The sequence below is a fragment of the Janthinobacterium sp. GW460-12-1-14-LB5 genome, assembly GCF_059423585.1.
Map to the genome: position 1 here is coordinate 221209 of NZ_JBWKYD010000007.1, position 23407 is coordinate 244615.

Consider the following 23407-nt stretch of genomic DNA (forward strand, 5'->3'; position numbering starts at 1 on the left):
GTGCTGACACAGGCGCTGCCTGCCATGGCGGCGGGCAGGGCGTACCGCCAGCGCCATGTGCGCCGCGTCCTGCTGGTGGGCGCGCTGCTGTGCGCGCTGGCCGTCTCGCTGGCGATAGACATCGCCACGGGGCCGTCCGGCATGGGCATGTCCCGCCTGTTCCAGGTGCTGCTGCAGCCCGATGGCGTGCCGCGCATGGAGCAGGTCATCGTGTGGGACGTGCGCCTGCCATATGCGCTGATGGCCGTGCTGGTGGGCGCCGCGCTGGCGCTGGCGGGCGCCGAGATGCAGACTATCCTCGTCAATCCGCTGGCCAGCCCGTTCACCCTCGGCGTGTCGGCCGCCGCCTCGTTCGGCGCCGCGCTGGCCATCGTCCTGAACTGGAGCTTGCCCGGGGTGCCGCCCCAGTACGTGGTGTCGGCGAATGCCTTCCTGTTCGCGTTTGCGTCCGTCGGCCTGCTGCACCTGCTGACGCGCTGGCGCGGCTTCGGCGTGGAAAGCCTGGTGCTGTTCGGCATTGCGCTGGTGTTTGCCTTCAATGCGCTGGTGGCGCTGCTGCAGTTTGTCGCCAGCCAGGACAGCTTGCAGCAGCTGGTGTTCTGGACCATGGGCAGCCTGTCGCGCTCTTCGTGGGACAAGATCGCCATCCTGGCCGCGGCGCTGGCCGTGATCGCGCCATGGGCCGTGCGCGACAGCTGGGCCATGACGGCGCTGACCATGGGCGAGGACCGCGCGCGCAGCTTCGGCGTCGATGTGCGCCGCTTGCGCATGCTGTCCCTGCTGCGTATCAGCCTGCTGTCGGCGCTGGCCGTGTCCTTTGTCGGCACCATCGGTTTCATCGGCCTGGTGGCGCCGCATATCGCGCGCCTGCTGGTGGGCGAGGACCACCGCCTGCTGTTGCCCGCGTCCGCGCTGGCCGGCGCGCTGATCCTGTCGCTGGCCTCGATTTGCAGCAAGACGCTGATCGACGGCGTGCTGATCCCCGTCGGCATCGTCACGGCGCTGGTCGGCATCCCGTTTTTCATGCTCATCGTCATGCGCCAGCGGGGAGGTGCGGCATGAGCGGCCTGCTGGTGCGCAATGCCTGCGTGGCGTATGGACGGCGCGACGTGCTGCGTGGCGTCAGCCTGCCGCCTTTGCTGCTGGGCAGCGTGACTGCCCTGATCGGCCCGAACGGGGCCGGCAAGTCGACCCTGTTGCGCGGCATCGCCGGCTTGCAATCGATGCAGGGCGCCGTGCTGCTCGATGGCGTGGACCTGGCCTGCGGGCCGCAGGCCCGGCGCGCGCAGAGCATGGTGTACCTGCCGCAAAGCCTGCCCTCGCGCACGCGGCTGGGCGTGTTCGAGGCTGTGCTCAGCGCCGCGATGGCGGGGCGCAGCGAAGGCTGGCTGGGCGCCAAGGTCGATGCGGCCGCCGTGGCCAGGGTGGAGGCCGTGCTGGCGCGTCTCGACTTGCTGCCCCTGGCCAGTCGCCAGGTCGAGGCGCTGTCGGGCGGCCAGCGCCAACTGGTGGGCCTGGCCCAGGCGCTGGTGCGCCAGCCGAGGGTGCTGCTGCTGGACGAGCCCACCAGCGCGCTGGACCTGTATCACCAGTTCCAGGTGATCGAGGCGATACGGCGCGCCACGCGCGAACATAGTTTGATTACCGTCATCGTCCTGCACGACATCAACCTGGCGCTGGGCTGTGCCGATCAGGTGATGGTGCTGCACGATGGCGTGCTGGCGGCGTCGGGCGCGCCGCATGCCGTGATTGACGCCGCCCTGATCGCGCGCGTCTACCGGGTACGGGCCACGGTACGCCAGCTCGATACGGCTGCCGTCGTCTGCGTGGAGGGAACATTGTGAGCGACTGGCGCGATTTATCGGCCTTGCTGGCGCCCGTGCGGGGCCGCTTGCTGGGCGCTGGCGCGCTGCAGGCGCTGGCCGCCCTGTGCGGCGTACTGCCGTACATCGCCATGGCGCAACTGGGCGCCTTGTTGTTGGCACCGGATGCCGATGCCGGCCATGCCTGGAATATGCTGTGGCTGGCACTGGCTGCGCTGTGCCTGCGCCAACTGGCGACGGCGCTGGGCCTGCACCTGACGCACCTGGCCGATGCGGATTTGCAGTGCCAGTTGCGTCTGCGGCTGGCGCGCCAGTTGTCCAGAGTGCCGCTGGGCTGGTACGCGGGCAGCAATGCGGCCAGGGTCAACGAAATCGTGCAGCGTGATGTGGCGGCGCTGCACCGCCTGGTGGCGCATGCGCCGTCCGACCTGGCCGCCGTGGTCGTCGCGCCCGTGGCATGCCTGGCCTGGCTGCTGCAGACGGACTGGCGCATGACGGCCGTCACCCTGGTCGCGCCAGCCCTGGCCTGGTGGCGCTACCGGGGCATGGTCGCGCCAGCCTTCCGTGCGGGACAGGCGCAGTTGCAGCGCACTGGCGGCGCACTGGCCGCTGCGATGGTGGAACTGGTGCAGGGCATGGCCGTCTTCAAGACGTATGCGCAGGAGACACTGCCGCAAGCACGCTTCCAAGCCGTGGCGGCGCGCCATGCGCGGCAGTTTTTGGCCTGGGTGCGGCGCTGGGGCGGCATGGGCGCGCTGGTCGATGTGCTGCTGTCGCCGCCCGTCGTGCTGGCTTTTGTCGTGAGTGGCGCCTGGCTGGGTGCGCAAACGGGGGCGATGGCACCCGCGCAGATGCTGCCGTTTGCCTTGCTGGGCATGGCCTTGTGCGCGCCCGTGGCCGCGCTGGGGCACGGCGCCGATGACTTGAAGGGAGGTTTGGCGGCGGCGCGCAGGATCGGCGCCTTGCTGGCCGAGGCGCCGATGCCGCAGGCGCAGACGCCGTTGCTGCCTGCTGGCGACGATGTGCGTTTTGAACAGCTGCGGTTCGCCTACCCGGGCGGCGCCGACGTCTTGCACGGCATCGATTTATGCCTGCCTGCGGGCAGCGTGACAGCCCTGGTGGGGCCGTCGGGCGGCGGCAAGTCGACCCTGGCCATGCTGTTGCCGCGCCTGTGGGACGCGACGGGCGGCGCCGTGCGCATCGGCGGCGTCGACGTGCGCCAGATCGATCCCGCCGTGCTGTATGCGCGTGTGGGGTTTGTCTTGCAGCACACGCAAGTGCTGCGCCTGTCCGCGCGCGACAACATCCGCCTGGGGCGGCCGGAGGCCAGCGACGCCCAGGTGGAAGCGGCGGCGCGCGCCGCGCACATCCATGACCGCATCACGGCCTTGCCGCAAGGGTATGACACCTTGCTGGGCGAAGGCCTGGCGCTGTCGGGCGGCGAGGCGCAGCGCCTGGCGATCGCCCGCACCCTGCTGGCAGATCCGCGTATCGTCGTGCTGGACGAGGCGATGGCGGCCCTCGACCCCGAGTCGGAAGCGCTGGTGCAGGCTGGCTTGTCGGCCTTGCTGGCGGGACGCACGGTGCTGGTGGTGGCGCACCGGCTGCGCACCATCGTGCAGGCTGACCAGATCGCCTTGCTCGATGGCGGACGCCTGCGTGAGCTGGGCACGCATGCGCAGCTGCTGGCCGCGCGGGGCGCGTATGCGGCCCTATGGGAGGCGCAAAGCCGGGTTGGCGAGGTGACAGCATGATCGCCACCGTGCGTTTGCTGTTGCGCCTGCTTGATGGCGCGGCCGCCGGCAAGTTGCGCCTTGCGCTGGCGCTGATGGCGGCCAACAGTATCCTCGGTGCGCTGGCCCTGTGCATGCTGCTGCCGCTGCTGCGCGCCTGGCTGGCGCCGCAGCCGGGGCAAGCGCAAGGTGCATGGCTGCTACTGTTCCTGCTGCTGGCAGCGGCCAGCGCCGCGCTGCGCCATGTCACTCGATTGCAAGGCTATGCTGCCGGTGCCCACTGCGCGCATGCGCTGCACCGGCGGCTGGCCGATAAAATCGTGCGCCTGCCGCTGGCCTGGTGCACGCCGCGCCGCGCCGGCGATATGCGCCAGCTGGCCTCTGGCGGCGTGATGGCCGTGATGGGCGCGCCCGCGCACCTGCTGCAGCCCCTGTTTGATGCCGTGCTGGCGCCGCTGGTGCTAGGACTGCTCTGGCTGGCCGTCGACTGGCGCCTTGGTGCGGTGCTGCTGCTGGCCATGCCACCCTTGTTATTCGTGTATCGCTGGGCGCTGGCCTGTGGCAGCCGGGCCGAGACGGCGCTGGCGGCCAGCAGCGCCGAAGCGAATGGACGCGTGCTGGAATATGTCGCGGCGCAACCCGTGCTGCGCGCCACGGGCCGGTCCGAGCTGGGCAGCGCCATGCTGGAACGGTCGCTGATGGAACAGCGCCAGGCGGAACGGCGTTCCCAGCATTTGCTGTTCCCCGCCGCCCTCGGTTTTACCGTGGCGGCGCAGCTGGCATATGCACTCTTGCTGGCCGTCGGCTTGCGCCAGGTGTTGGCCGGCGCACTGGATGTGCCGGCGCTGCTGGCGACATTGATCGTCGCCACCGTGCTGGCCGAAGCGATGGCCGCCGTCGTGCACACGGGCGCCGCCCTGCAACAGGTGGCCCACACCCTGCGCCAGTTTGATGGCGTGCTGGCGGAGCGGGAGTTGCCCGTGCTGGCGTTGCCCGGCCGTGTGCCGGAACATGGCGCGCCAGCCGTCGAAGCGCGCCATGTCTGCGTGCGGCGCGACGGACGCCCCATCGTCGATGCCGTCTCGCTGGAGATTGCTCCGCGCTCCCTGACGGTGCTGGCGGGCGCCTCCGGCTCGGGCAAGACGACCTTGCTGCAATTGCTGTGCCGTCAGATGGATCCCGACAGCGGCGTGCTGCTGGCCAGCGGCGTCGATATGCGGACCAATGACGACGCCGCGCTGGCCCAACTGGCAACACCGATGTTCCAGCATGCCTGGCTGCTGCCGGCCAGCTTGCGCGACAATCTGAGCCTGGGCCGGCAGGTCCAGGCGCAGGATCTGCTGGCGGCCCTGTCGGCGGCTGGCCTGGCATCGCTGGCGCAGTCCATGCCGCAGGGCCTGGACACGGTGGTGGGCGAAGGCGGCTGGGCCTTGTCGGGTGGGGAGCGCCAGCGGCTGGCGTTCGCCCGCGCGTTGTTGAAACCCGCGCCCTTGATGCTGTTCGACGAACCGCTGTCGGCGCTAGACGCCATCAGCGAACGGCGCGCCATCGCCACCCTGGCCGGCCTGGCGCGCGCCCATGCCGTGGTGGTCGCCACGCACCGGCTGGCGATTGCCGCTCAGGCCGACCAGATCCTGGTGATGCAGACAGGGCGCATCGTCGAACGGGGCACGCATGCGCAATTGCTGCGGCAGGGCGGCGTGTACAGCGGCATGCAGCGCCAGGCGGGCCAGGCACCGGGATGGCACTTGGAGGGGTAGGTCTTTATTGAGAGTGAATTATCATTTATAATGCAATTCATTTGCATTTAATTCTCTTTCAGGAATCCCCATGTGCCTCTTTTTACAGCGCCCGATGGCGCTGCTGCTGGCCGCTGCCAGTCCGCTGGCACTGGCGGACGGACCCGCTGTGCAGGACGTCGTCACTGTCAGCGCTGAGCGCCAGCATTACCGTAGCCTGTCCGCCACGGGCGCCACCAAGACGGACGCTTTATTGATGGACTTGCCGCAAAGCGTGCGCGTGCTCACGGGCGACCTGCTGCGCGACGCTGGCGTGACGACTTTGGCTGGCGCGCTGGACCTGGCCAGCGGCATTGCCAGGCAAAGTCCGCTGGGCGGCTTGTGGGACAGCTACGCCATGCGCGGTTTCACGGGCGACCCGAATTTCGGCTCCGACTACATGGTCAACGGCTTTAGTTCCAGCCGCGGCTACAACGGCCTGCGCGACGGCGGCAATACGCAGAACGTGGAAGTGCTCAAAGGCCCCGCGTCGGCCCTGTACGGCCGGGGCGAGCCGGGCGGCACGGTGAACATCACGACGAAAAAGCCGAAATTCGCGCCCGAGTACGGCGCCGATGTATCGCTGGGCGGTTTTCAGACGCGCCGCGCCGCCCTGGATTTGACGGGACCGTTGAGCGAGACCGTCGCCTACCGCCTGAACGCCGCGCATGAGGAAGGGCACAGCTTCCGCGATACGGTGAAGGTCGAGCGCAGCCTGTTTTCGCCTTCGTTTCTCTGGCTGGCGGGCGAGCATACGACCGTGTCCTACGAGATCGAAGCCGTGCGCCAGCGCGCGCCGTTCGACCGGGGCGTAGTGGCGGTGAACGGCAAGCTGGGAGCCGTGCCTGTCTCGCGCTTCCTGGGCGAACCGGGCGACGGCCCCATGACGGTCAAGTCGCTGGGCCAGCAGCTGTTTATCCACCATGCGCTGTCCGATGACTGGACGCTGCAGGCGGGCGTTTCTTACCGCGACAGTGCATTGCGCGGCTATTCGACCGAGGCGAACAAGCTGCTGGCCGATGGCCGCACCCTGAACCGCCAGCGCCGCCACCGCGATTTCTCGGCCACCGACGTCTCCGCCCGCGTCGAGGTGCTGGGCAAGTTCAAAACGGGCGCGCTGGCGCACGAAGTGCTGGCCGGCGTGGATGCCTATCATTTCGACGACCACCGGGTGCAGCTGCGGCGCAATCCATCGGCCGCGAATGCCTATGCCATCGACATTTTCAATCCCGTGTATGGCGGCAAGGCCGCTCCGCTGGCCCTGTCCATCGATACGCAGGAAGGGCAACGGGCGCGCGGCCTGTATGCGCAAGATCAACTGGAGCTGGGCGCGCAGTGGAAGGCGCTGGTCGGCGTGCGCCACGATACATACACGCAGGACGTGACGAACAATCGCCTGAATGTCAGCAGTCGCCAGTCGCTGTCGGCCACCAGCCCCCGCGCGGGCCTCGTCTATCAGCCGTCGAAAATGTGGTCGCTGTACGCGAGCGCGGCGAAAGGCTTCCGGCCCAACAGCGGCATCAGCATCGCCAACCAGGCGTTCCCGGCCGAGCGCAGCCGTTCGTATGAGCTGGGGGCGAAGCTGGAAACGGGCAAGCTGACGGGCACCGTGGCCGTGTACGACATCCGCAAGCGCAATGTGCTGACGACCAATCCCGCCAACACGGATTTCGCCATCGCGGCGGGCGAGGTGGGCAGCCGGGGCCTGGAACTGGACGTGTCGGGCGAAGTGGCGCGCGGACTGCGCGTCTCGGGCGCGTATGCCTACACCAGCGCCACCGTCACACGCGGCGACAATACGATCGTGACGGGCAGCCGCTTCGCCAACGTGCCGCGCCACAGCGCCAATGTACTCGCCACGCAGCAGTTCGCGCTGGGTACGGGCACGGCCAGCGTGGGCGGCGGCGTGCAGTACGTGGGCGAGCGCCCGGGCGACGTGGCCGTCAGCAGCCAATTTACCCTGCCGGCCTACGCGACGGCCAGGTTGCTGGCGTCATATGCGCCCAACGCCAGACTGCGATTGGCCTTGAACGTGGAAAACCTGTTCAACCGCAGCTACTATGCGAGTTCCTACAGCCAGCTGTGGGTGGCGCCGGGGGCGGAGCGCACGCTGACCCTGAATGCCCATTACTGTTTTTAAGGGATGACGATGACCTTGACTACTCCCGCCACCCTGCGCACCCGCATCGCCGTCATCGACGTACTGCGCGGCCTCGTCATGCTGATCATGCTGTTCGACCATGTGCGCGAGACCGTCTTTTTACACCATCAGGTCAGCGACCCGATGGATGCGGCCAGCGTCGATCCGGCCCTGTTCTTCACGCGTCTGGCCGCCCATGTCTGCGCGCCCATGTTCGTTTTCCTGACGGGACTCTCCGCCTGGCTGTACGCGCATCCGGCCGCCGGTCCGCGCAGTGCCAGCGGCTTTTTGTTCAAGCGGGGCTTGCTGCTGGTGGTGCTGGAGCTGGTGTTCGTCAATTTCGCCTGGAGCGGGGCGTTTCCGCCCGCCGTGCTGTATCTGCAGGTGATCTGGGTCATCGGCCTGGCCATGATGGCGCTGGCCGTGCTGCACAAGCTGCCCTTGAAAGTGCTGGCGCTGCTGGGCGTGGCGATCATCGCGGGCCAGCATCTGCTCACGGGCTTGCGCGCGCAAGAGGGCAGCTTTGCATATTATCTGCTGACGGTGCTGCTGCAACGGGGATACCTGGTGGCGGACGGCGCCATGCGGATCAAGGTCAGCTATCCGCTGCTGCCGTGGATAGGCGTGATCGTGCTCGGCTATGCGGCCGGGCCCCTGTATGCACGCGAGTTTTCCGCCGAAGCAAGGCGGCGCTGGCTGCTGGCGCTGGGCGCGGGCAGTTTGCTGCTGCTTGGCCTGCTGCGCGGTTTCAATCTGTATGGCGAAACCCTGCCGTGGGTGGCGGGCGACACGGCCTTGCGCACGGCCATGAGCGTGCTGAACTTCACGAAATATCCGCCGTCGCTGGACTTTTTGCTGTTCACGCTGGGCCTGGGGCTGCTGGGCCTGGCCTGGCTGGAAAGCGTCGATAACGGGTTCACGCGGGCTTGCGCCACCTTTGGCGGCGCGCCCATGTTCTATTACTTGCTGCACCTGTATTTGCTCTTGATCATCGGCATCACCCTGACGGCCGTGCTGGGCGCCAATCACGGTGCCCGCTATGGCGTCGAACACATCTGGCAAGTCTGGCTGATCGCGCTGGCCCTGATGCCCGTGCTGTACTTTCCCTGCCGCGCGTTTGCCAATTACAAGCGCACTTCGCAACGGTCCTGGGTGCGCTATTTCTAAGCTCGCCTACTTGCAGTAGAGGCGATCAATGCTATGCGCCGATGCCAGGTAATGCCGCGTCTGCCACGCGATGGCCACGCGGTAGGCGCACGGCGGGTCCAGCGCCACGTTGACGGGAAAACCGCCATTGTTGCCCGATAAGTGGGGGCCGCCCGCGCCGCCGCGGAACAGATAATTGCTGGGTGGCGGCGGTGGCGTGAAACTGGCGGCCGGCAGCGGTGGCGGCGGGTGCTGGATGCCGTTGTTGTTGGAAATCGTGATATTGAAAAAACGCAAATGCGGGTGGTCGATCGTGTACAGGATATGCACGAGGCCGCCCGCGATGGGGTTGCAGGCATTGCTGCGCAACTCTTCCAGGTCCAGCGCCACGATGACGGGCGAATTGTCGAAGACGATGGAGTCGAGCCCGTCCGTGGCCACCAGTGCCAGGGTATTTCCATCGCGCACCTCGAAGCCCAGGCGGTAGCGGCGTATTGGTTCGCTTTCGACCGCTGTCAGGCTGCGGCCCGCGTCGAGGATGGGCAAGCCGCCCGGCAGCTTGGCCGGATGCAGGCTGGTGATGGCGGGCGTATTCACGGTAAGCAAGTCGAACGTGCGCAGGAAGATATTCTGCTGCACGATGACGATGGCCGTCGTGCCATCGCGCATGTCCACCGTGACTTGCTTGCCGTCCACCCGTATCCAGCCGCCCGGTTTCAGATCGCCCGCGTCGACGATCACTTGCGCCGAGTCGGCCAGGCCCAGGCCATTCGTATAAAACACATAGCCGACGAGGGTGCCGAGCACTTGCGTCAACGGCACCAGGCTGGCGGGCGGCACCGTCGGGATGGCCGTCGGGTCGTCCGTGCCGCCGGGCCAGGACCATTCGCCGATCAGGAAACGGTATTCGAGCGGGTTGGCGGGGATGGCGCTGTTGCGCAGCGGGCAATTGCCTTTCAATGTGACGCCGCCGGCGAACACGTACGAGGCGCCGGCGCCGCCCGCATAGCCTTGCGCGGAAAAGCCCGCCAGCGAGGGAAACGGGTGGATGTCGAACACTTCCACCTGCTGCCAGTGGGGCACGCCTTCCACGTCGGGCGGCAAGACATCTTTCGAACACAATTCCACGCAGAAACAGTGGCCCACGTTTTCGCGCCCCGGCTGGCGGCCGTTGGCTTGCGTTTCCGACAGGATGGTCACGCTGCCCAGCTGCGCCGTGAAATACACGTCGGGGCCGCTGGCAAATTCCACGTTGATGAACGGCGAAAACGGCGTCAGCGTGAAGTCGGACGTCAGGTAATCGATGCGGAAGCGCCCCGTGGCATCGGTGACGGCAACGCCCAGCGCATCGTCCTGCAGCCAGTCCGCGTCGAAGGCGCGCACGGTGGCGCCCGCGATCGGCGCGTGGGGCGCATCGCAGGTGCGCAGGCGGCCGCAGATGGTCCAGGCGCCGAAGCGGGCGCGCACCAGGCACCAGAAGCGTTGCGGCAGGCAATAGTCCCAGACGGCGACGAAATCGTTGTCGGCCTGGCGCCAGCGGGGCTGGAGGGTGGTGATGGAAAATTGCAGCGGCACGGGCTCTTTCGGCCCCGGTTTCAAATGCGGCACGGTGGGGCACAGGATATCGACTTCGACGGCCTCTCCCTGGTAATCGCCTTCCAGGGTGAAACTGTAGTTGCCGTCGTCATCCGTGCGCGCTTCGGCCAGCAGGAAGGGGGCTTTCGCCTGCACTTCCTCGTCCGTGAGGATGGCGAAGGTTTCCTTGGCGCTGGCCACGGCCAGGGCCGTGACGTTTTGCGTGTCGCGCGGCCGGTACAGGCGCACGATCACGTGCGACAGCGGTTCCGGACATTCGGCACAGATCAAGCCGCACAGCTTGCCCCGCAGGATATAGGCCATGATGGTTCTCCAGCTCGGTTGGACAGTTGCGCCGCTCGCAATGGCGGCGCTGTTACCAAGCTAGCAAATGGGTGGCCGAGGGGCTTGATCCTGCGTAAAGGAGTGGCTATTTAATCAGTGCCAATACCTCGCGGAAACGCGGGTGCTTGCAGTCGCGCAACCATTCAAAGGCCAGCATCTCGACCGTCACCAGCTGCGCGCCCAGTCTGTCCAGGCGGGCCAGCGCCGCGTCGCGGCTGGCGGCCTGGCGCGAGCCGACGGCGTCGATGGCGATGACGACGTCATACCCGAGTTCCAACAGGCCGATGGCCGTCTGCAGCATGCACACATGGGCTTCGCAACCCGTGACGACGATTTGCCTGCGTCCGGGCGGCAAGATCGCCTGCAAGCCGTCGGCACAGGCGCCGAAATGCGTCTTGTGCAAGGTGCGTTCGCACAGCGCGGCGATCTCGTCCACGTTCGGCCCCAGCCCCTGGCGGTTCTGTTCCGTGCCCAGCACGGGCACGCCGAGCAGGCGGGCAATCTTCGCCAGGCGCAGGTTTTGCGCCAGCACCAGGCCGGCGTCGTGGATGGCCGGCATCAAACGGCCTTGCAGGTCGACAATGACCAGTACGGCCTGGTTCGCATCCATCAGCATGGCATTCTCCTTATTAGTAATGGCGACAGGACAGTGTAGCGCGCATTCAGCTTGGCCAGCTGGGCACGGCCGTCTCGCCCATCAGATAGGCGTGATTGAGCTCGATGGCGTCGCGCAGGTAGTTCCACAGGGCGCTGACCCGGGCGATGTTGCGCCGCTCGCTGGGCGAAACCATCCAGAAGGCGCGCAGCAGGTCGATCTCGCCGTCGAGCACGGGCACCAGCTCGTTCGATTGCTGGGCCACGAAGCAGGGCAGGATCGCCAGCGCCTGGCCCGCGCGCGCCGCGTGGTACTGGGCGATCACGCTGGTGCTGCGGAATGCGCGCAGGGAATCGGGCGCCACGTTGTCCATGTAGCGCAGCTCCGAACTGAAGACCAGGTCGTCCACGTAGCCGATGATGGGGTGCTGCGCCAGCTGCGCCACGCTGGTGATCTGCGCGTGGCGCGCCAGGTAGCCTGGCGTGGCGTATAGTTTCAGCCGGTAGTCGGACAGCTTCGTCACGACATACGGGCCGGACAGGGGCCGCTCGATGGAAATGGCCACGTCCGCCTCGCGCTTGGACAGGCTGACGAAACGGGGCACGGCGATCAGGTCCACGCTGATGTGCGGGTAGCGGCCGCAAAACTGCGCCAGGTGGGGCGCCAGCACGATGGCGCCGAAGCCCTCCGTGGCGCCCAGGCGCACCTGGCCCGACAGCAATCGGTTGTGTTCGCCCAGCTCCTCGGTGGCGGCAAACACCGTGCTTTCCATGGTTTCCGCGTATTCCATCAGGCGGTGGCCCTCGGGCGTCAGCTGGTAGCCCACGTAGTTCCGGTCGAACAGCTGCGTGCCCACCTGCTCCTCGAACTTGCGCATGCGCCGCGACACGGTGGAATGGTCGATGCCCAGCTTTTTCGCCGCATCGACGAGTCCCGCGCTGCGCGTCAGTTCCAGGAAGACCCGTACATTGTCCCAATCGAGCATGGCTTATCCTCTTTGTGCATTTTTGCAAAGGAATTATGCATTAATTCCACTTGAACGCATATTTTTACACATGCAGAATGCATCTAAACATATAAGAAAACCCGTTCACCTGGAGACACGCATGAAAAAAACCGTTCTGGCCATGGGCGCGCTGGCGCTTTCCCTGTCTTTCACCGGCGCGCACGCGCAGATTTCCGATGGCGTCGTCAAGGTCGGCATCCTGACCGACATGTCCGGCCCGTATTCGGCCATGGGCGGGCGCGGCTCCGTCGTCGCCAGCCAGATGGCCGTCGAGGATTGCCTGAAAGCCGAATGCAAGGGCATGAAGATCGAAATCCTCTCGGCCGACCACCTGAACAAGGCCGACATCGCCGCCTCCAAGGCGCGCGAATGGCTGGACCGCGACAAGGTCGACGCCATCGCCGATCTGACCAACTCCTCGGTGGCCCTGTCCGTGCAAAAGCTGATGAAGGAGAAGGGCGGCATCGCCATGTTCAGCGGCCCGGCCACGGGGCGCCTGACGAATGAAGACTGTTCGCCGAACGGCTTCCACTGGATGTTCGATACGTATTCGCAGGCGGCCGGCACGGCGGCGGCGCTGACGAAACTCGGACAAAAATCCTGGTATTTCGTCACCGTCGATTACGCGTTCGGCCATTCGCTGGAAAAAGACGCCAGCGAAGTCGTCAAGCGCAACGGCGGCACGGTGCTGGGCGCCGTGCGCCATCCGCTGAACGCGTCCGATTTCTCGTCCTTCCTGGTGCAGGCGCAAGGGTCGAAAGCGCAGGTGATCGGCCTGGCCAACGGCGGCGCCGACACCGTCTCCGCCATCAAGCAGGCGCGCGAATTCCGCATCGGCAGCGGCAAGGACCAGCGCTTGGCCGCCTTGCTCGTGTTCCTGTCCGACGTGCACGCGCTGGGACTGGAAACGGCCCAGGGCCTCGTCTACGCGGACGGTTTTTACTGGGATTACGATGACCGCAGCCGCGCGTTCGCCAAGCGCTTCGAAGCGCTCAACAAGGGCGCCAAGCCGACCATGGTGCAGGCGGGCGTGTATTCGAGCGTCTACCACTACCTGAAATCGGTGGCGGCGGCGAAAAGCGACGACTCGAAGATCGTCGCCCAGAAAATGCGCGAGCTGCCCATCAAGGATGCCGTCATGAACAACGCCTCGATCCGCCCCGACGGCCGCGTCATCCACGACATGTACCTGGTGCAGGTCAAAACTCCGGCCGAATCGAAGGGCGCGTGGGACTACCTGAAAGTGCTGTCCACCATTCCCGCCGACCAGGCGTTCAAGCCGATGGATGGGGCGGCGTGCAATCTCGTTAAAAAATAATCACGGAGCCAAACAAATGAACCAAGCCCTCACCCACGCAGTCACCCCGGTCCCCGCCGTCCCCCTGCACATCGCTGGCAAGCATCACGCCTCGACCAGCACGGAATGGCGCGACGTTGTCAACCCGGCCACGCAGGAAATCGTCGCCAGGGTGCCGTTTTCCACGCCCGATGAAGTCAATCTGGCCGTCGCCACGGCCAAGGAAGCCTTTAAAACGTGGCGCAACACCCCGCTGGCGGCGCGCATGCGCATCATGCTCAAGTACCAGCATTTGATCCGCGACAATATCGGCGCCCTGGCCGAACTGATCACGCGCGAACATGGCAAGACCTTGCCCGACGCGGAAGGCGAAGTGATGCGCGGCCTGGAAGTGGTGGAGCACGCGTGCTCGATCGCCACCCTGCAGCTGGGCGAAATCGCGGAAAACGCGGCCACCGGCGTCGATGTCTACAATATCTATCAGCCGCTGGGCGTGGGCGCCGGCATCACGGCGTTCAATTTCCCCGTCATGCTGCCGTGCTTCATGTTCCCGATTGCCATCGCCTGCGGCAATACGTTTGTGCTGAAACCGTCGGAGCAGGACCCGTCTTCGAGCATGTACCTGGTGGAACTGATGTACCAGGCGGGCTTGCCGGCGGGCGTGCTGAACGTCGTGCATGGCGGCGCGGACGTCGTCAACATGCTGTGCGACCATCCGGACATCAAGGCCGTCTCCTTCATCGGTTCCACCCACGTTGGCACGCATGTGTACCGCCGCGCCAGCGAATCAGGCAAGCGCGCGCAATCGATGATGGGCGCGAAAAACCATTGCGTGGTGCTGGCCGACGCCAACAAGGAGCAGGCGATCAATAACCTGATCGGCGCCGCCTTTGGCGCGGCCGGCCAGCGCTGCATGGCCAATTCCGTCGTCGTGCTGGTGGGCGAGGCGCGCTCCTGGCTGCCGGAAATCGTCGCCCGCTCGCAGGCGCTGAAAGTGGGGCCGGGCAGCGACCGCACGGCCGACCTGGGTCCGATGGTCTCCAAGGCCGCCATGCAACGGGCGGAAAAGCTGATCCAGGCGGGCGTGGATGAAGGCGCGCAGCTGCTGCTCGACGGCCGTGGCCACAAGGTGGCCGGTTACGAGGGCGGCAATTTCATGGGGCCGACGATTTTCTCGAAGGTGGCAGCGTCGAATTCCGTCTACACGCAGGAAATCTTCGGCCCCGCCATGTGCGTGGTCGAGACGGACACCCTGGACCAGGCCATCGCCTTCATCAACGCCAACCCGAACGGCAACGGCACCTCGATCTTCACCTCGTCCGGCTGGGCGGGGCGCAAGTTCCAGAACGAGATCGACGTGGGGCAGGTGGGCATCAACGTGGCCATTCCCGTGCCCGTCGCCTATTTCAGCTTTACGGGCTCGCGCGCCTCGAAACTGGGAGATTTGGGCCCGAACGGCAAGCAAGCCTTGTACTTCTGGACGCAGACCAAGACCGTCACGGCGCGCTGGTTCGCCCCGGACGATGGCGGCAGCGGCGTCAATACCACCATTGCGATGAAATAAGGAGGAGGCGGCGATGAGTACCAATATCGTTTTTATCGGCCTGGGGAACATGGGCTTGCCCATGGCGCAAAACCTGGTGCGGGCCGGCCATGCGGTGACGGGTTTCGACTTGCTGCCGGCCAGCGTGCGCCAGTTTGCCGACGGCGGCGGCCTGGTCTCCGATGACCAGGCGGTGGCGATAAGCCAGGCCGACATCGTCATCACCATGCTGCCGGCCAGCCGCCACGTGCTGGGTGCTTATTTGGGTAACCCTTTGGGGGACTCCGGCATCCTGGCGCAGGCGCGGCCCGGCACCCTGCTGATCGACTGTTCGACGATTTCCACCGAGGCGGCGCGCCAGGTGGGCCGCGCGGCCGAGGAAAAGGGCATGCCCATGCTGGACGCGCCCGTCTCGGGCGGCACGGCGGGCGCCACCAACGGCACCCTGACGTTCATGGTGGGCGGCGAAGAATCGGCGCTGGCGGCGGCGCGGCCCTACCTGGACGTCATGGGCAAGGCGATTTTCCATGCGGGCGGCTCCGGCTGCGGGCAGACGGTCAAGATCTGCAACAACATGCTGCTGGGGATACTCATGATCGGCACCAGCGAAGCGATCCGCCTGGGCGTGGCCAATGGCCTCGATCCGAAAGTGGTGTCGGACGTGATGGCGAAAAGCTCGGGCCGCAACTGGACCCTGGAGGTGTACAACCCGTGCCCCGGCGTGGCCGAGAACGTGCCCGCGTCGCGCGGCTACACGGGCGGCTTCGGCGTCGATTTGATGCTGAAAGACCTGGGCCTGGCCATGGAAAGCGCCGAGGCCTCGGGCGCCAGCGTACCCCTGGGCGCGCTGGCGCGCACGCTGTATGACATGCACAGCAAGGCAGGATCGGGCGGGCTCGATTTCTCCAGCATCTACCGGCTGCAGGATACGCCGGCATAAGGCCGGCCGCTGTCGTGGCGATGGCGCTCCTGCGGGAGCGCTTTTTTTTTGTTGATCGCAATCCAAACGTACATGCTGTCAGGAGGATAAGAATATACAATCAGCAACTTGTGATCTAGGGCAAGATCGGGGATGCGCATGAACGACACGGGAAAGCATGTGCCTGGCGCAGGCCGGGCGGCCCTGGAACGGGGATTGAAGGGACTCGCCAACATCGACAGGATGCTGTGGCAGGATAGTTGCGCCTTTGTCCTTGGCGGTGAGCACTCGGCCACGTTGCAGAAACTGCGGCAAGGTGGTGCGCGCACTGCTGCCGTACTTGGCCATCCGGGCCGCCTGAGCCACAGTTTTTTCGCCACCGGCACCAGCGACGGGGACGCGCAGCAGGCTCGCGCGGGCCTGGTCGCGCGCGACGCATTGTATGCGGCGCCCGATGCCGGCGCGCTGTCGCTGGCATGCCTGGTCAGGCTGGGCAAGGTGCTGGAGGCGGCCGACCATGGCCTGTCGTTCGCACCGACGGGCGCAGATGTACCCGACTGGCTGCATTACCTGGTCAACGACGCCCTGTTCGCCACCCGCAGCCAGACGCGCGACGAAGCCACGGCCGACAACCGTCCCGCCTGGGATGTGCGACTGGTGGCACGCCTGCTGGAAGCGGACGGCCTGTCCCCCGACCCTGCGCTGGAACTGGTGTTCGAGCGCAGGCGGATCGCCGAGCATCAGCTGGAAGGCTGCCTGCGGCGCCTGTTGGCGCCGGGCGCGCTCGATGACTACATGCAGGAGCGGCCGGAGCAGGTACGCGCGCTGGCGTCACGCCTGTCGGCGCAGGGGCGGCGTATGCTGGCCGCCCGCCTGGGCAGTGCCCCCAGGCTGGCGGGTGTTTTTGACGATGTGCTGGTGCGTTTGGCCGTCGACGGCAGCAAGGCCGTGCGCGCGGCGGCCGCGCCGTTTGTCAGCGCGATGGCCGGGGAGCGGCAGCTGGCCTTGCTCGGGCACTGGCTCCTGAACGGCAAGCTCGATGAGCGTGCGCGCGCGGCTGAACTGCTGGGTACTGATGCCACGCCGGCGCTGCTCAAACGGGCGCTGCTCGAACGGGCGCTGCCGCTGGAGTCGGGCAAGGCCGCCAGGCAGGCGATCGCCGCTGCGCTGGCGCGCATGGACGGGCCGCCCGCTGCCACGGATGCGCCGCCGCCTGCGCCGCAGGCGCCCCATACGGTGCTGGGCGAGGAGGCGCTGCGGATCCTGCTGAAAAACCATGACGAACTGCTCAAGGAGTGCGATGCCGCCGCGCGCAAGGAAGAAGCGGAGAATCGTCGCCAGCATGGGCAGAATGACTACTGGCAGCGCCGCGAGCAGCAGCAACTGGCTTGCGGAGAAGCCAGCTTGCGTGGAGTGCTCCGCGCCTTGAATGGGCAGGGCGATGCGGCGGACCGGCTGCTGTTGCACGACGAAGCCATGCGCGACACGATTTGCCTGCACGGGCAGCTGTTTGACCTGGCCGATTTCGGCCTGCGTCAGCTGGCGCTGTGGTATGGCCCGCTGCGCGAGCAGCGCTTCTCGCTGTGGAATGATCAGCCATTCCAGGTCTGGCTGGCGCGTCAGGACCCGGCAGGCGTCGATCTGCGCACCATCGATGCCCTGCTGCGCGACGCCGGCGCGATGCCCGACCTCGTGGCGCTGGCCTGGCTGGCGCCCGGCTGGCACGGCCCGCCGCAGGCGCAGCACATGCTGCCGGCCGACGCCATATGGCCCCTGTTTTTCGAACAGCCGGCACTGGTCGAGCAGGCCCTGGGCCTGTCGGTGGCGCGTGGCGATATCACGCTGGAACTGGCATGGACCCTGGAGCTGCTCGAATTGTTCCCCGCGCTACCCGTGCGCTGGCGTCCGCGCCTGATGGAGCTGGCGCTGGGCGAGGGCAAGACCTATCGCCTCAGCGCCCAGCGCTTGCTGGCCAGGGTGCCAGGCATCGGCCAGCAGGTGAGCGACAATCTGGATTCCGGCAAGCAGGAAGTGCGCAGCATCGCCGCGCGCTGGCTGGCGGAACTTGGCTGCCGCGCGGCCGTGCCATCGCTGTACCAGGCGCTGGAACGGGAAAGCCGCGCGACTGTCGGCGCGGTGCTGATGGCGGTGCTGGAAACGCTGGGTGAAGACCTGTCGCCGCGCCTGTCGCCCGAGCTGCTGCTGGCGCAGGCGCGCGATGGATTGCGCGGCAAGGCGCCGGCCGGCCTTTCGTGGTTCCCGTTCTCGATGCTGCCAGCTTGCGCATGGCGCGATGGCCAGGCGGTCGACGCGGATATCGTGCGTTGGTGGCTGGTCCTGGCCTGTCAATTGAAGGAGCCTGGCGGCAATGGCTTGCTGGCGCGTTACCTGTGTTTGCTGGCGCCTGCCAGCCGGGCGGCGCTCGGCGGCATGGTGCTGCGCACGTTTATCGCCCATGACGAGAGCCGCGGCAGCGCGATCGGCGAAAAAGGCATGCTGGCGCTGGCCGCCCATGCGCCCGGCAGCGAAGCGGTCAGCCTGCTGCAGGCGTATCTGCGCGATTCCCATGCAGGCCGCGCGCAGATCGAGGCCATGCTGGAAGCTTTGGCCGGCGGCGATGATCCGGCCGTGGTCCAGTTCCTGCTGGGCGTGGCGCACCGTTACCGCAACGCTGGCGTGCAAGGCAGGGCGCGTGAGCTGGTCGGGCAAATCGCGCAACGGCGGGGCTGGAGCGAAGAGCAACTGGCCGATCGCACGGTAGCCATGGCCGGCCTCGATGATGCGGGCCGGCTCGAACTCGACTACGGCGGACGGCGGTTTTATGCCACGCTGGACCCTGCCTTGAAGCCCGTGCTGCAGCGTGCCGATGGTGGGGCGATCAAGACCTTGCCCGCAGCATGCCTGGGTGATGACGAGCGCCTCGTCCAGGAAGCCAGGCAGGCGCTGGCCGCTTGCAGGAAAGAGGTCAGGCAGGTGGCCGAGACGCAGGCGGCGCGGCTGTACGGCGCCATGTGCACGGGCCGCGTCTGGCCGCTGGAAGAGTGGCAGCGCGATCTGCTTGGCCATCCCGTCGTCGGGCGCCTGGCGCAGCGGCTGGTATGGCAGGCGCAGGATGATGGCGGCGTGCCGCTGCAACTGCTGCGTCCCACGGAAGATGGCAGCCTGATCGGCGCGGATGACGCGGAGCTGGTGCTGGCGCCAGGCAGCGCCTTGCGCCTGGCCCATGCCGCCATCTTGAGCGGGCCGCAGATCGGCGACTGGCAGCGGCACCTCATCGACTACAAGATCACGCCGCTGTTCGAACAATTGCAGCGTTCGTCACCCGATGCGGCCTTGCTCGGCGGCGTGGCCATCAGCGACCGCCTGGGCTGGGTCAGCGATGCCCATGCATTGCGCGCCGCGTTCGGCAAGCTCGGATACCAGCGCGCACCGGCCGACGACGGCGGCCTGTTCGACAGTTACTACAAGGACTTTGGCGCCGCCGATCTGCGCGTCGCGATCGATTTCTCGGGCAATGTGCTGCCGGAGAAAAAACTGCCCGCCGCCTTGAAAAGCCTGCGCTTCGAGCGCCTGTCCGGCCCCCGGCGCCAGCACGCCGTAGTGCCGGCCGAGGTGCCGGGCGTGCTGCTGGCCGAGGCCTATGGCGATTACCTGGCGGTGGCGGCGCAGTGTGCGGGTTTTGATGCCGCATGGGAGGAACGGATGCCATGGCAATGATTTCAATGACTATTCACGATGGAACGACGCATGTTTAAAAAAATACTGGAACTGGCGCAGGGCGTAGCGGGTATGGCAGGCCCGGATGAGCATGCGCAATTGAAGAAGGGCTTGCGCGGCCTGGCGCAGATATCGCCTGCGCTGTGGGAGCGCGCCTGCGAGTTCGTCTGCGAAGGGCGCCAGGAAGGCGTGCTGCTCGATGTGCAGGCGGCGGCGCCGCGCGGCGGCACCTTGCTGGGCAAGCCCGGGCGCCTGTACTCCCACTTTTATACCCATAACATGAGTAACAAGGATGGCGCCCTGGCCAATGAAAGCCTGCGCCACCGGCACCAGTTCTATGCCCAGTCCGATGCGGCGGCGCTGGACGCGGCGCTGCTGGTGCGCCTGGGCAAGCTGCTGCAGGCCGCCGACGCGGGCGATACGCTGGAGCGCACCGGCGCCGCGGTGCCGCAGTGGCTCGACTACCTGCTCGGCGATGCGCTGTTCGCCAGCTTTTCCGAGACGCGCGCGCAGGCGACCACGGTCAACCGGCGCGGCTGGGACGTGGCGCTGCTGGCGCGCCTGCTGGTTGCCGATGGCGAAGCGGAAGACGGCGCGCTGCAACTGGTGTTCGAACGGCGCGAATTGAGCGAATACGTGCGCGATAACTGCCTGCAGCGCCTGCTGGCGCCGGGCGCGCTTGACGTTTACATGCTCGCGCATGCCGCGCAGGTGGAGCAATTGCCGGCGCTGCTGTCGGCCAGCGGCAAGGCGCAGCTGGCCCGGCGTCTGGGCGCCGCGCCCGCGCTGGCCGACGCCTATGCCGCCATCCTCGTGCGCCTGGCCGTCGACGGCGTCAAGAGCGTGCGCATCGAAGCGGCTCCGCATCTGGCGGCCATTCCCGTGGAACGCAGGGCCGTCTTGCTGCAGCAGTGCCTGTTGACGGGCAAGACGGAAGAGCGCGTGCAGGCGGCCGAGCTGCTGGGCCGCAGCCTGGGGCCGCAGCAGGGTGCGCTGCTGGAACAGGCGCTGGCGCAGGAGGCGAGCAAGCCGGTGCAGGCGGCCATCCGCAATGCCTTGTCGTGGCTGGGCGCGGCCAGCGATGCCGGCGCGGCGGAACAGCCCGTGCCGCCGCTGCCGCCCGCGCCGCCGGCGGCGCGCCTGGGCGACGCCGCGCTGCAACTGCTGCAGGCCAATCATACGGCGTTGTTGGAAAAGTACCGCGCCGAAGCACGGCAGGAGCGCGAAGACAACCAGCACGCCAAGCTTAAGTACGAATGGAAGCAGGAGCGCCTGAAGCGCTATGAGGCGTTCAAGCCGGCCTGGCTGGAAGCGGCCATCCGCGTGTTCAATGGCGAGGCGGCGAAGGGCGACGAGCGGCCCTTGCAAAATAACCTGGCGCGCGAACCCGTCGAACTGCAGGGCAAGCTGGCTGCCTTGCCGGATTTTGGCGTGGCGCACATGGCACGCTGGCTGCAGGCCACGCGGCGCAATAGTTTTCACTTCTGGCACGATGACTTCTTCCAGAAATGGCTGGCGCGGCAGGACTTGTCCACGTTCGACCTGCGCCTGCTGGCGCGCGCCATGCGCGAGGCCGGCGACGAGCATGAAAGCGTGGCCATGGCCTGCATGGCCAGCAACTGGTGGGGCGCCAAGCCGCAGCAGGTGCTGGCGGCGGACATGGTGTGGCCGCTGTTCGCGGAACGCCCCGAACTGGTCGAGCAGGGCCTGGGCTTGCGCGCCGTCGAAAGGCGCCAGGGCGTGACGCCCGAGCTTGGTCCCACCCTGGAAGTGCTGGCCACCTTTCCGATGCTGCCGGCGCAATGGCTGCCGCGCGTGATGGAGATCGCGCTGGGAGAGGGCAAGCAGCACCGCGCCAGCGCGCAGCAGGTGCTGGCCAGCCTGCCCGATATCGGCAAGCGCGTGGCCGAGGCACTGGGATCGAGCAAGCAGGACATGCGCATCGGCGCCGCGCGCTGGCTGGCCGACCTCGATTACCGTGCCGCCGTCCCGGCGCTGTACCAGGCGCTGGACAAGGAGACGCGCGAGACCGTGATCGCCGCGCTGATGACGGCGCTGGAAAAACTGGGCGAGGACCTGAGTCCGCGCCTGTCGCCCGAGATATTGCTGGCCGCCGCGCGCAAGGGCTTGAAGGGCAAGGCGCCCGTCGGCCTGGCCTGGTTCGTCTTCGAGGCGCTGCCCGCCTGCCGCTGGCAGGTCGGCACGCCGGTCGACGCCGACATCATCCGCTGGTGGGTGGTACTGGCCTGTAAATTGAAGGAGCCGGGCGGCAACGCCTTGCTGCAGCGCTATCTGGGCCTGCTCGACGAGGCAGGCCGCGCCGCCCTGGGCGAGACGGTGCTGCGCCTGTTCATCACCGAGGATCTGCGCGGCCCGAGCCTGGAAGTGGCGACCGCCGAAGCGCAGGCGCGCGCGCCGCAGACCTACCAGAGCTACCAGGACAACGCCAGACGCTATCCCGAGTATTATGGCGCGCAGGGCAAGATGACCGAAGAGCAGGTGTTCGACCAGATCCGCCGCAACAAGATGGCCGAATACCTGGGCAGCGCCATCGGCGAGAAGGGCATCCTGGCGCTGGCCGCCCATACGCCTGGCCATGTGGCGATCAGCCTGCTGCAAGCGTATATGCGCGACCATTACCCGCGCCGCGCGCAGATCGAAGCGATGCTCGACGGCCTCGCTGACGGCTACGACCCGGCCGTTATCCAGTTATTGCTGGGCATTGCGCGGCGCTACCGCACGGCCTCGGTGCAGGAAAAGGCGCGTCTGCTGGTCGAGCGCATCGCGCAAGGCAAGGGCTGGAGCCAAGACCAGCTGGGCGACCGCACCATCCCGACCGGCGGCTTCGACGACAGCGGCCGCCTCGACCTGTCGTATGGCGAGCGTGTCTTCCATGTGACCCTGGACGGCGCCATGAAGCCGCGCCTGCACAACCCCGACGGCAAGGAGATCAAGGCCTTGCCCGAGCCGCGCCAGGACGAAGCGCCCGAACTGGCGAAGGAGGCCAAACAGCAGCTATCCGTGTGCAAGAAGGAACTCAAGCAAGTCATCGCCATGCAGACGGCACGCCTGTACGAAGCCATGTGCGCGGGACGTGTCTGGCCGGCGCAGGAGTGGCGCGATTATCTGCTCGGCCATCCGATCGCTGGCCGCCTGGTGCAGGCGCTGGTGTGGATCAGCGAGGACGACGCAGGCCGCACCCTGCTGCGCCCAAGCGACGATGGCAGCCTGCTCGACGCGGACGACGAGGAAGTCGACCTGAACGATGGCAGCCGGCTGCGCCTGGCGCATGCCTCGCTGCTGGATGCGGCGCAGATCGCCGCCTGGCAGCGCCATTTTAAGGATTACAAGGTCAAGCCCCTGTTCGAGCAGCTGGCGCACCAGTTGCCCGACGCCGCGCTGATGGCAGGCCGGCACATCGCGGACCGCGAAGGCTGGGTGGGCGACACCTTCGGCTTGCGCGGCGCCTTCGGCAAGCACGGCTATCAGCGCGGCCAGGCCGAGGATGGCGGCGTCTTCACCGAGTATCACAAGGATTTCATCAGCGCCGGCCTGCGCGCAGTGATCGAGTTTTCCGGCAGCAGCCTGCCCGAGGAATTGATGGCGGCCGCCCTGAAAACGCTGCAATTCTATCCCTTGCCGCGCTCCTGGCGCGACGAGGCTGTGCCGCTGGCCGACGTGCCGTCCGTGCTGCTGGCCGAAACCTATGCCGATTATCTGGCGGTGTCGAAGGCGTGCGGCGGCTATGATGCGCAATGGGAAAGTAAAATGCCGTGGTAAGCAAAGAAAG

General features: G+C 66.9%; 14 protein-coding genes. 11 read left to right on the forward strand and 3 right to left on the reverse strand.

Going from position 1 to position 23407, the window contains the following annotated elements:
• The first annotated feature begins 24 nt into the window (after positions 1-24).
• From AC07X6_RS09590 to AC07X6_RS09615, 6 genes are all read left to right on the forward strand, one after another.
• Positions 25-1062 carry a FecCD family ABC transporter permease gene (locus tag AC07X6_RS09590; protein WP_230541017.1) on the forward strand — a complete coding sequence of 346 codons (1038 nt, stop codon included), beginning with the start codon at positions 25-27 and terminating at the stop codon, positions 1060-1062.
• Positions 1059-1844, forward strand: coding sequence for an ABC transporter ATP-binding protein (locus AC07X6_RS09595; protein ID WP_494790803.1), 786 nt, complete (start codon positions 1059-1061; stop codon positions 1842-1844). Before AC07X6_RS09590 ends, AC07X6_RS09595 begins: the two co-directional genes overlap by 4 nt.
• The gene (locus tag AC07X6_RS09600) at positions 1841-3577 is read left to right on the forward strand and encodes an ABC transporter ATP-binding protein (RefSeq protein ID WP_494790804.1); all 1737 of its coding nucleotides are present in this window, start codon (positions 1841-1843) and stop codon (positions 3575-3577) included. The genes AC07X6_RS09595 and AC07X6_RS09600 overlap by 4 nt, the downstream gene beginning before the upstream one ends.
• Complete coding sequence (locus AC07X6_RS09605) at positions 3574-5316, forward strand: ABC transporter ATP-binding protein (RefSeq protein WP_494790805.1); 1743 nt, start codon at positions 3574-3576, stop codon at positions 5314-5316. Before AC07X6_RS09600 ends, AC07X6_RS09605 begins: the two co-directional genes overlap by 4 nt.
• 70 nt (positions 5317-5386) lie before the next feature.
• On the forward strand, positions 5387-7474 hold the full coding sequence (locus AC07X6_RS09610; RefSeq protein WP_494790806.1) for a TonB-dependent siderophore receptor: 2088 nt from the start codon (positions 5387-5389) through the stop codon (positions 7472-7474).
• 3 nt (positions 7475-7477) lie between these two features.
• A complete protein-coding gene (locus tag AC07X6_RS09615; RefSeq protein WP_494790807.1) occupies positions 7478-8641 on the forward strand; it encodes an acetyltransferase domain-containing protein in 1164 nt (387 codons plus the stop codon).
• Positions 8642-8647: 6 nt separating this feature from the next.
• On the opposite strand, the gene AC07X6_RS09620 is transcribed toward AC07X6_RS09615, so the two are convergent.
• From AC07X6_RS09620 to AC07X6_RS09630, 3 genes are all read right to left on the reverse strand, one after another.
• On the reverse strand, positions 8648-10519 hold the full coding sequence (locus AC07X6_RS09620; protein ID WP_494790808.1) for a transthyretin-like family protein: 1872 nt from the start codon (positions 10517-10519) through the stop codon (positions 8648-8650).
• Between the two features lie 106 nt (positions 10520-10625).
• Positions 10626-11156 (reverse strand): isochorismatase family protein, encoded by a 531-nt coding sequence (locus tag AC07X6_RS09625; RefSeq protein ID WP_494790809.1) that lies wholly within the window; start codon positions 11154-11156, stop codon positions 10626-10628.
• Positions 11157-11202: 46 nt separating this feature from the next.
• Complete coding sequence (locus AC07X6_RS09630) at positions 11203-12120, reverse strand: LysR family transcriptional regulator (protein ID WP_494790810.1); 918 nt, start codon at positions 12118-12120, stop codon at positions 11203-11205.
• Positions 12121-12262: 142 nt separating this feature from the next.
• Here AC07X6_RS09630 and AC07X6_RS09635 point away from each other — a divergent pair, with 142 nt between their 5' ends.
• The 5 genes from AC07X6_RS09635 (at position 12263) to AC07X6_RS09655 (ending at position 23397) form a co-directional block, all read left to right on the forward strand.
• Positions 12263-13459 carry an ABC transporter substrate-binding protein gene (locus AC07X6_RS09635; RefSeq protein WP_474295729.1) on the forward strand — a complete coding sequence of 399 codons (1197 nt, stop codon included), beginning with the start codon at positions 12263-12265 and terminating at the stop codon, positions 13457-13459.
• 16 nt (positions 13460-13475) lie between these two features.
• Positions 13476-15002: a CoA-acylating methylmalonate-semialdehyde dehydrogenase gene (locus AC07X6_RS09640; protein ID WP_494790811.1), complete on the forward strand. Its 1527-nt coding sequence runs from the start codon at positions 13476-13478 to the stop codon at positions 15000-15002.
• A gap of 13 nt (positions 15003-15015) precedes the next feature.
• Positions 15016-15921, forward strand: a complete 906-nt coding sequence (mmsB, locus tag AC07X6_RS09645) for a 3-hydroxyisobutyrate dehydrogenase (RefSeq protein WP_494790812.1) — start codon at positions 15016-15018, stop codon at positions 15919-15921.
• Positions 15922-16059: 138 nt separating this feature from the next.
• Positions 16060-19617: a DUF4132 domain-containing protein gene (locus tag AC07X6_RS09650; RefSeq protein WP_494790813.1), complete on the forward strand. Its 3558-nt coding sequence runs from the start codon at positions 16060-16062 to the stop codon at positions 19615-19617.
• Positions 19618-19647: 30 nt separating this feature from the next.
• Positions 19648-23397: a DUF4132 domain-containing protein gene (locus AC07X6_RS09655; RefSeq protein WP_494790814.1), complete on the forward strand. Its 3750-nt coding sequence runs from the start codon at positions 19648-19650 to the stop codon at positions 23395-23397.
• Positions 23398-23407 lie beyond the last annotated feature (10 nt).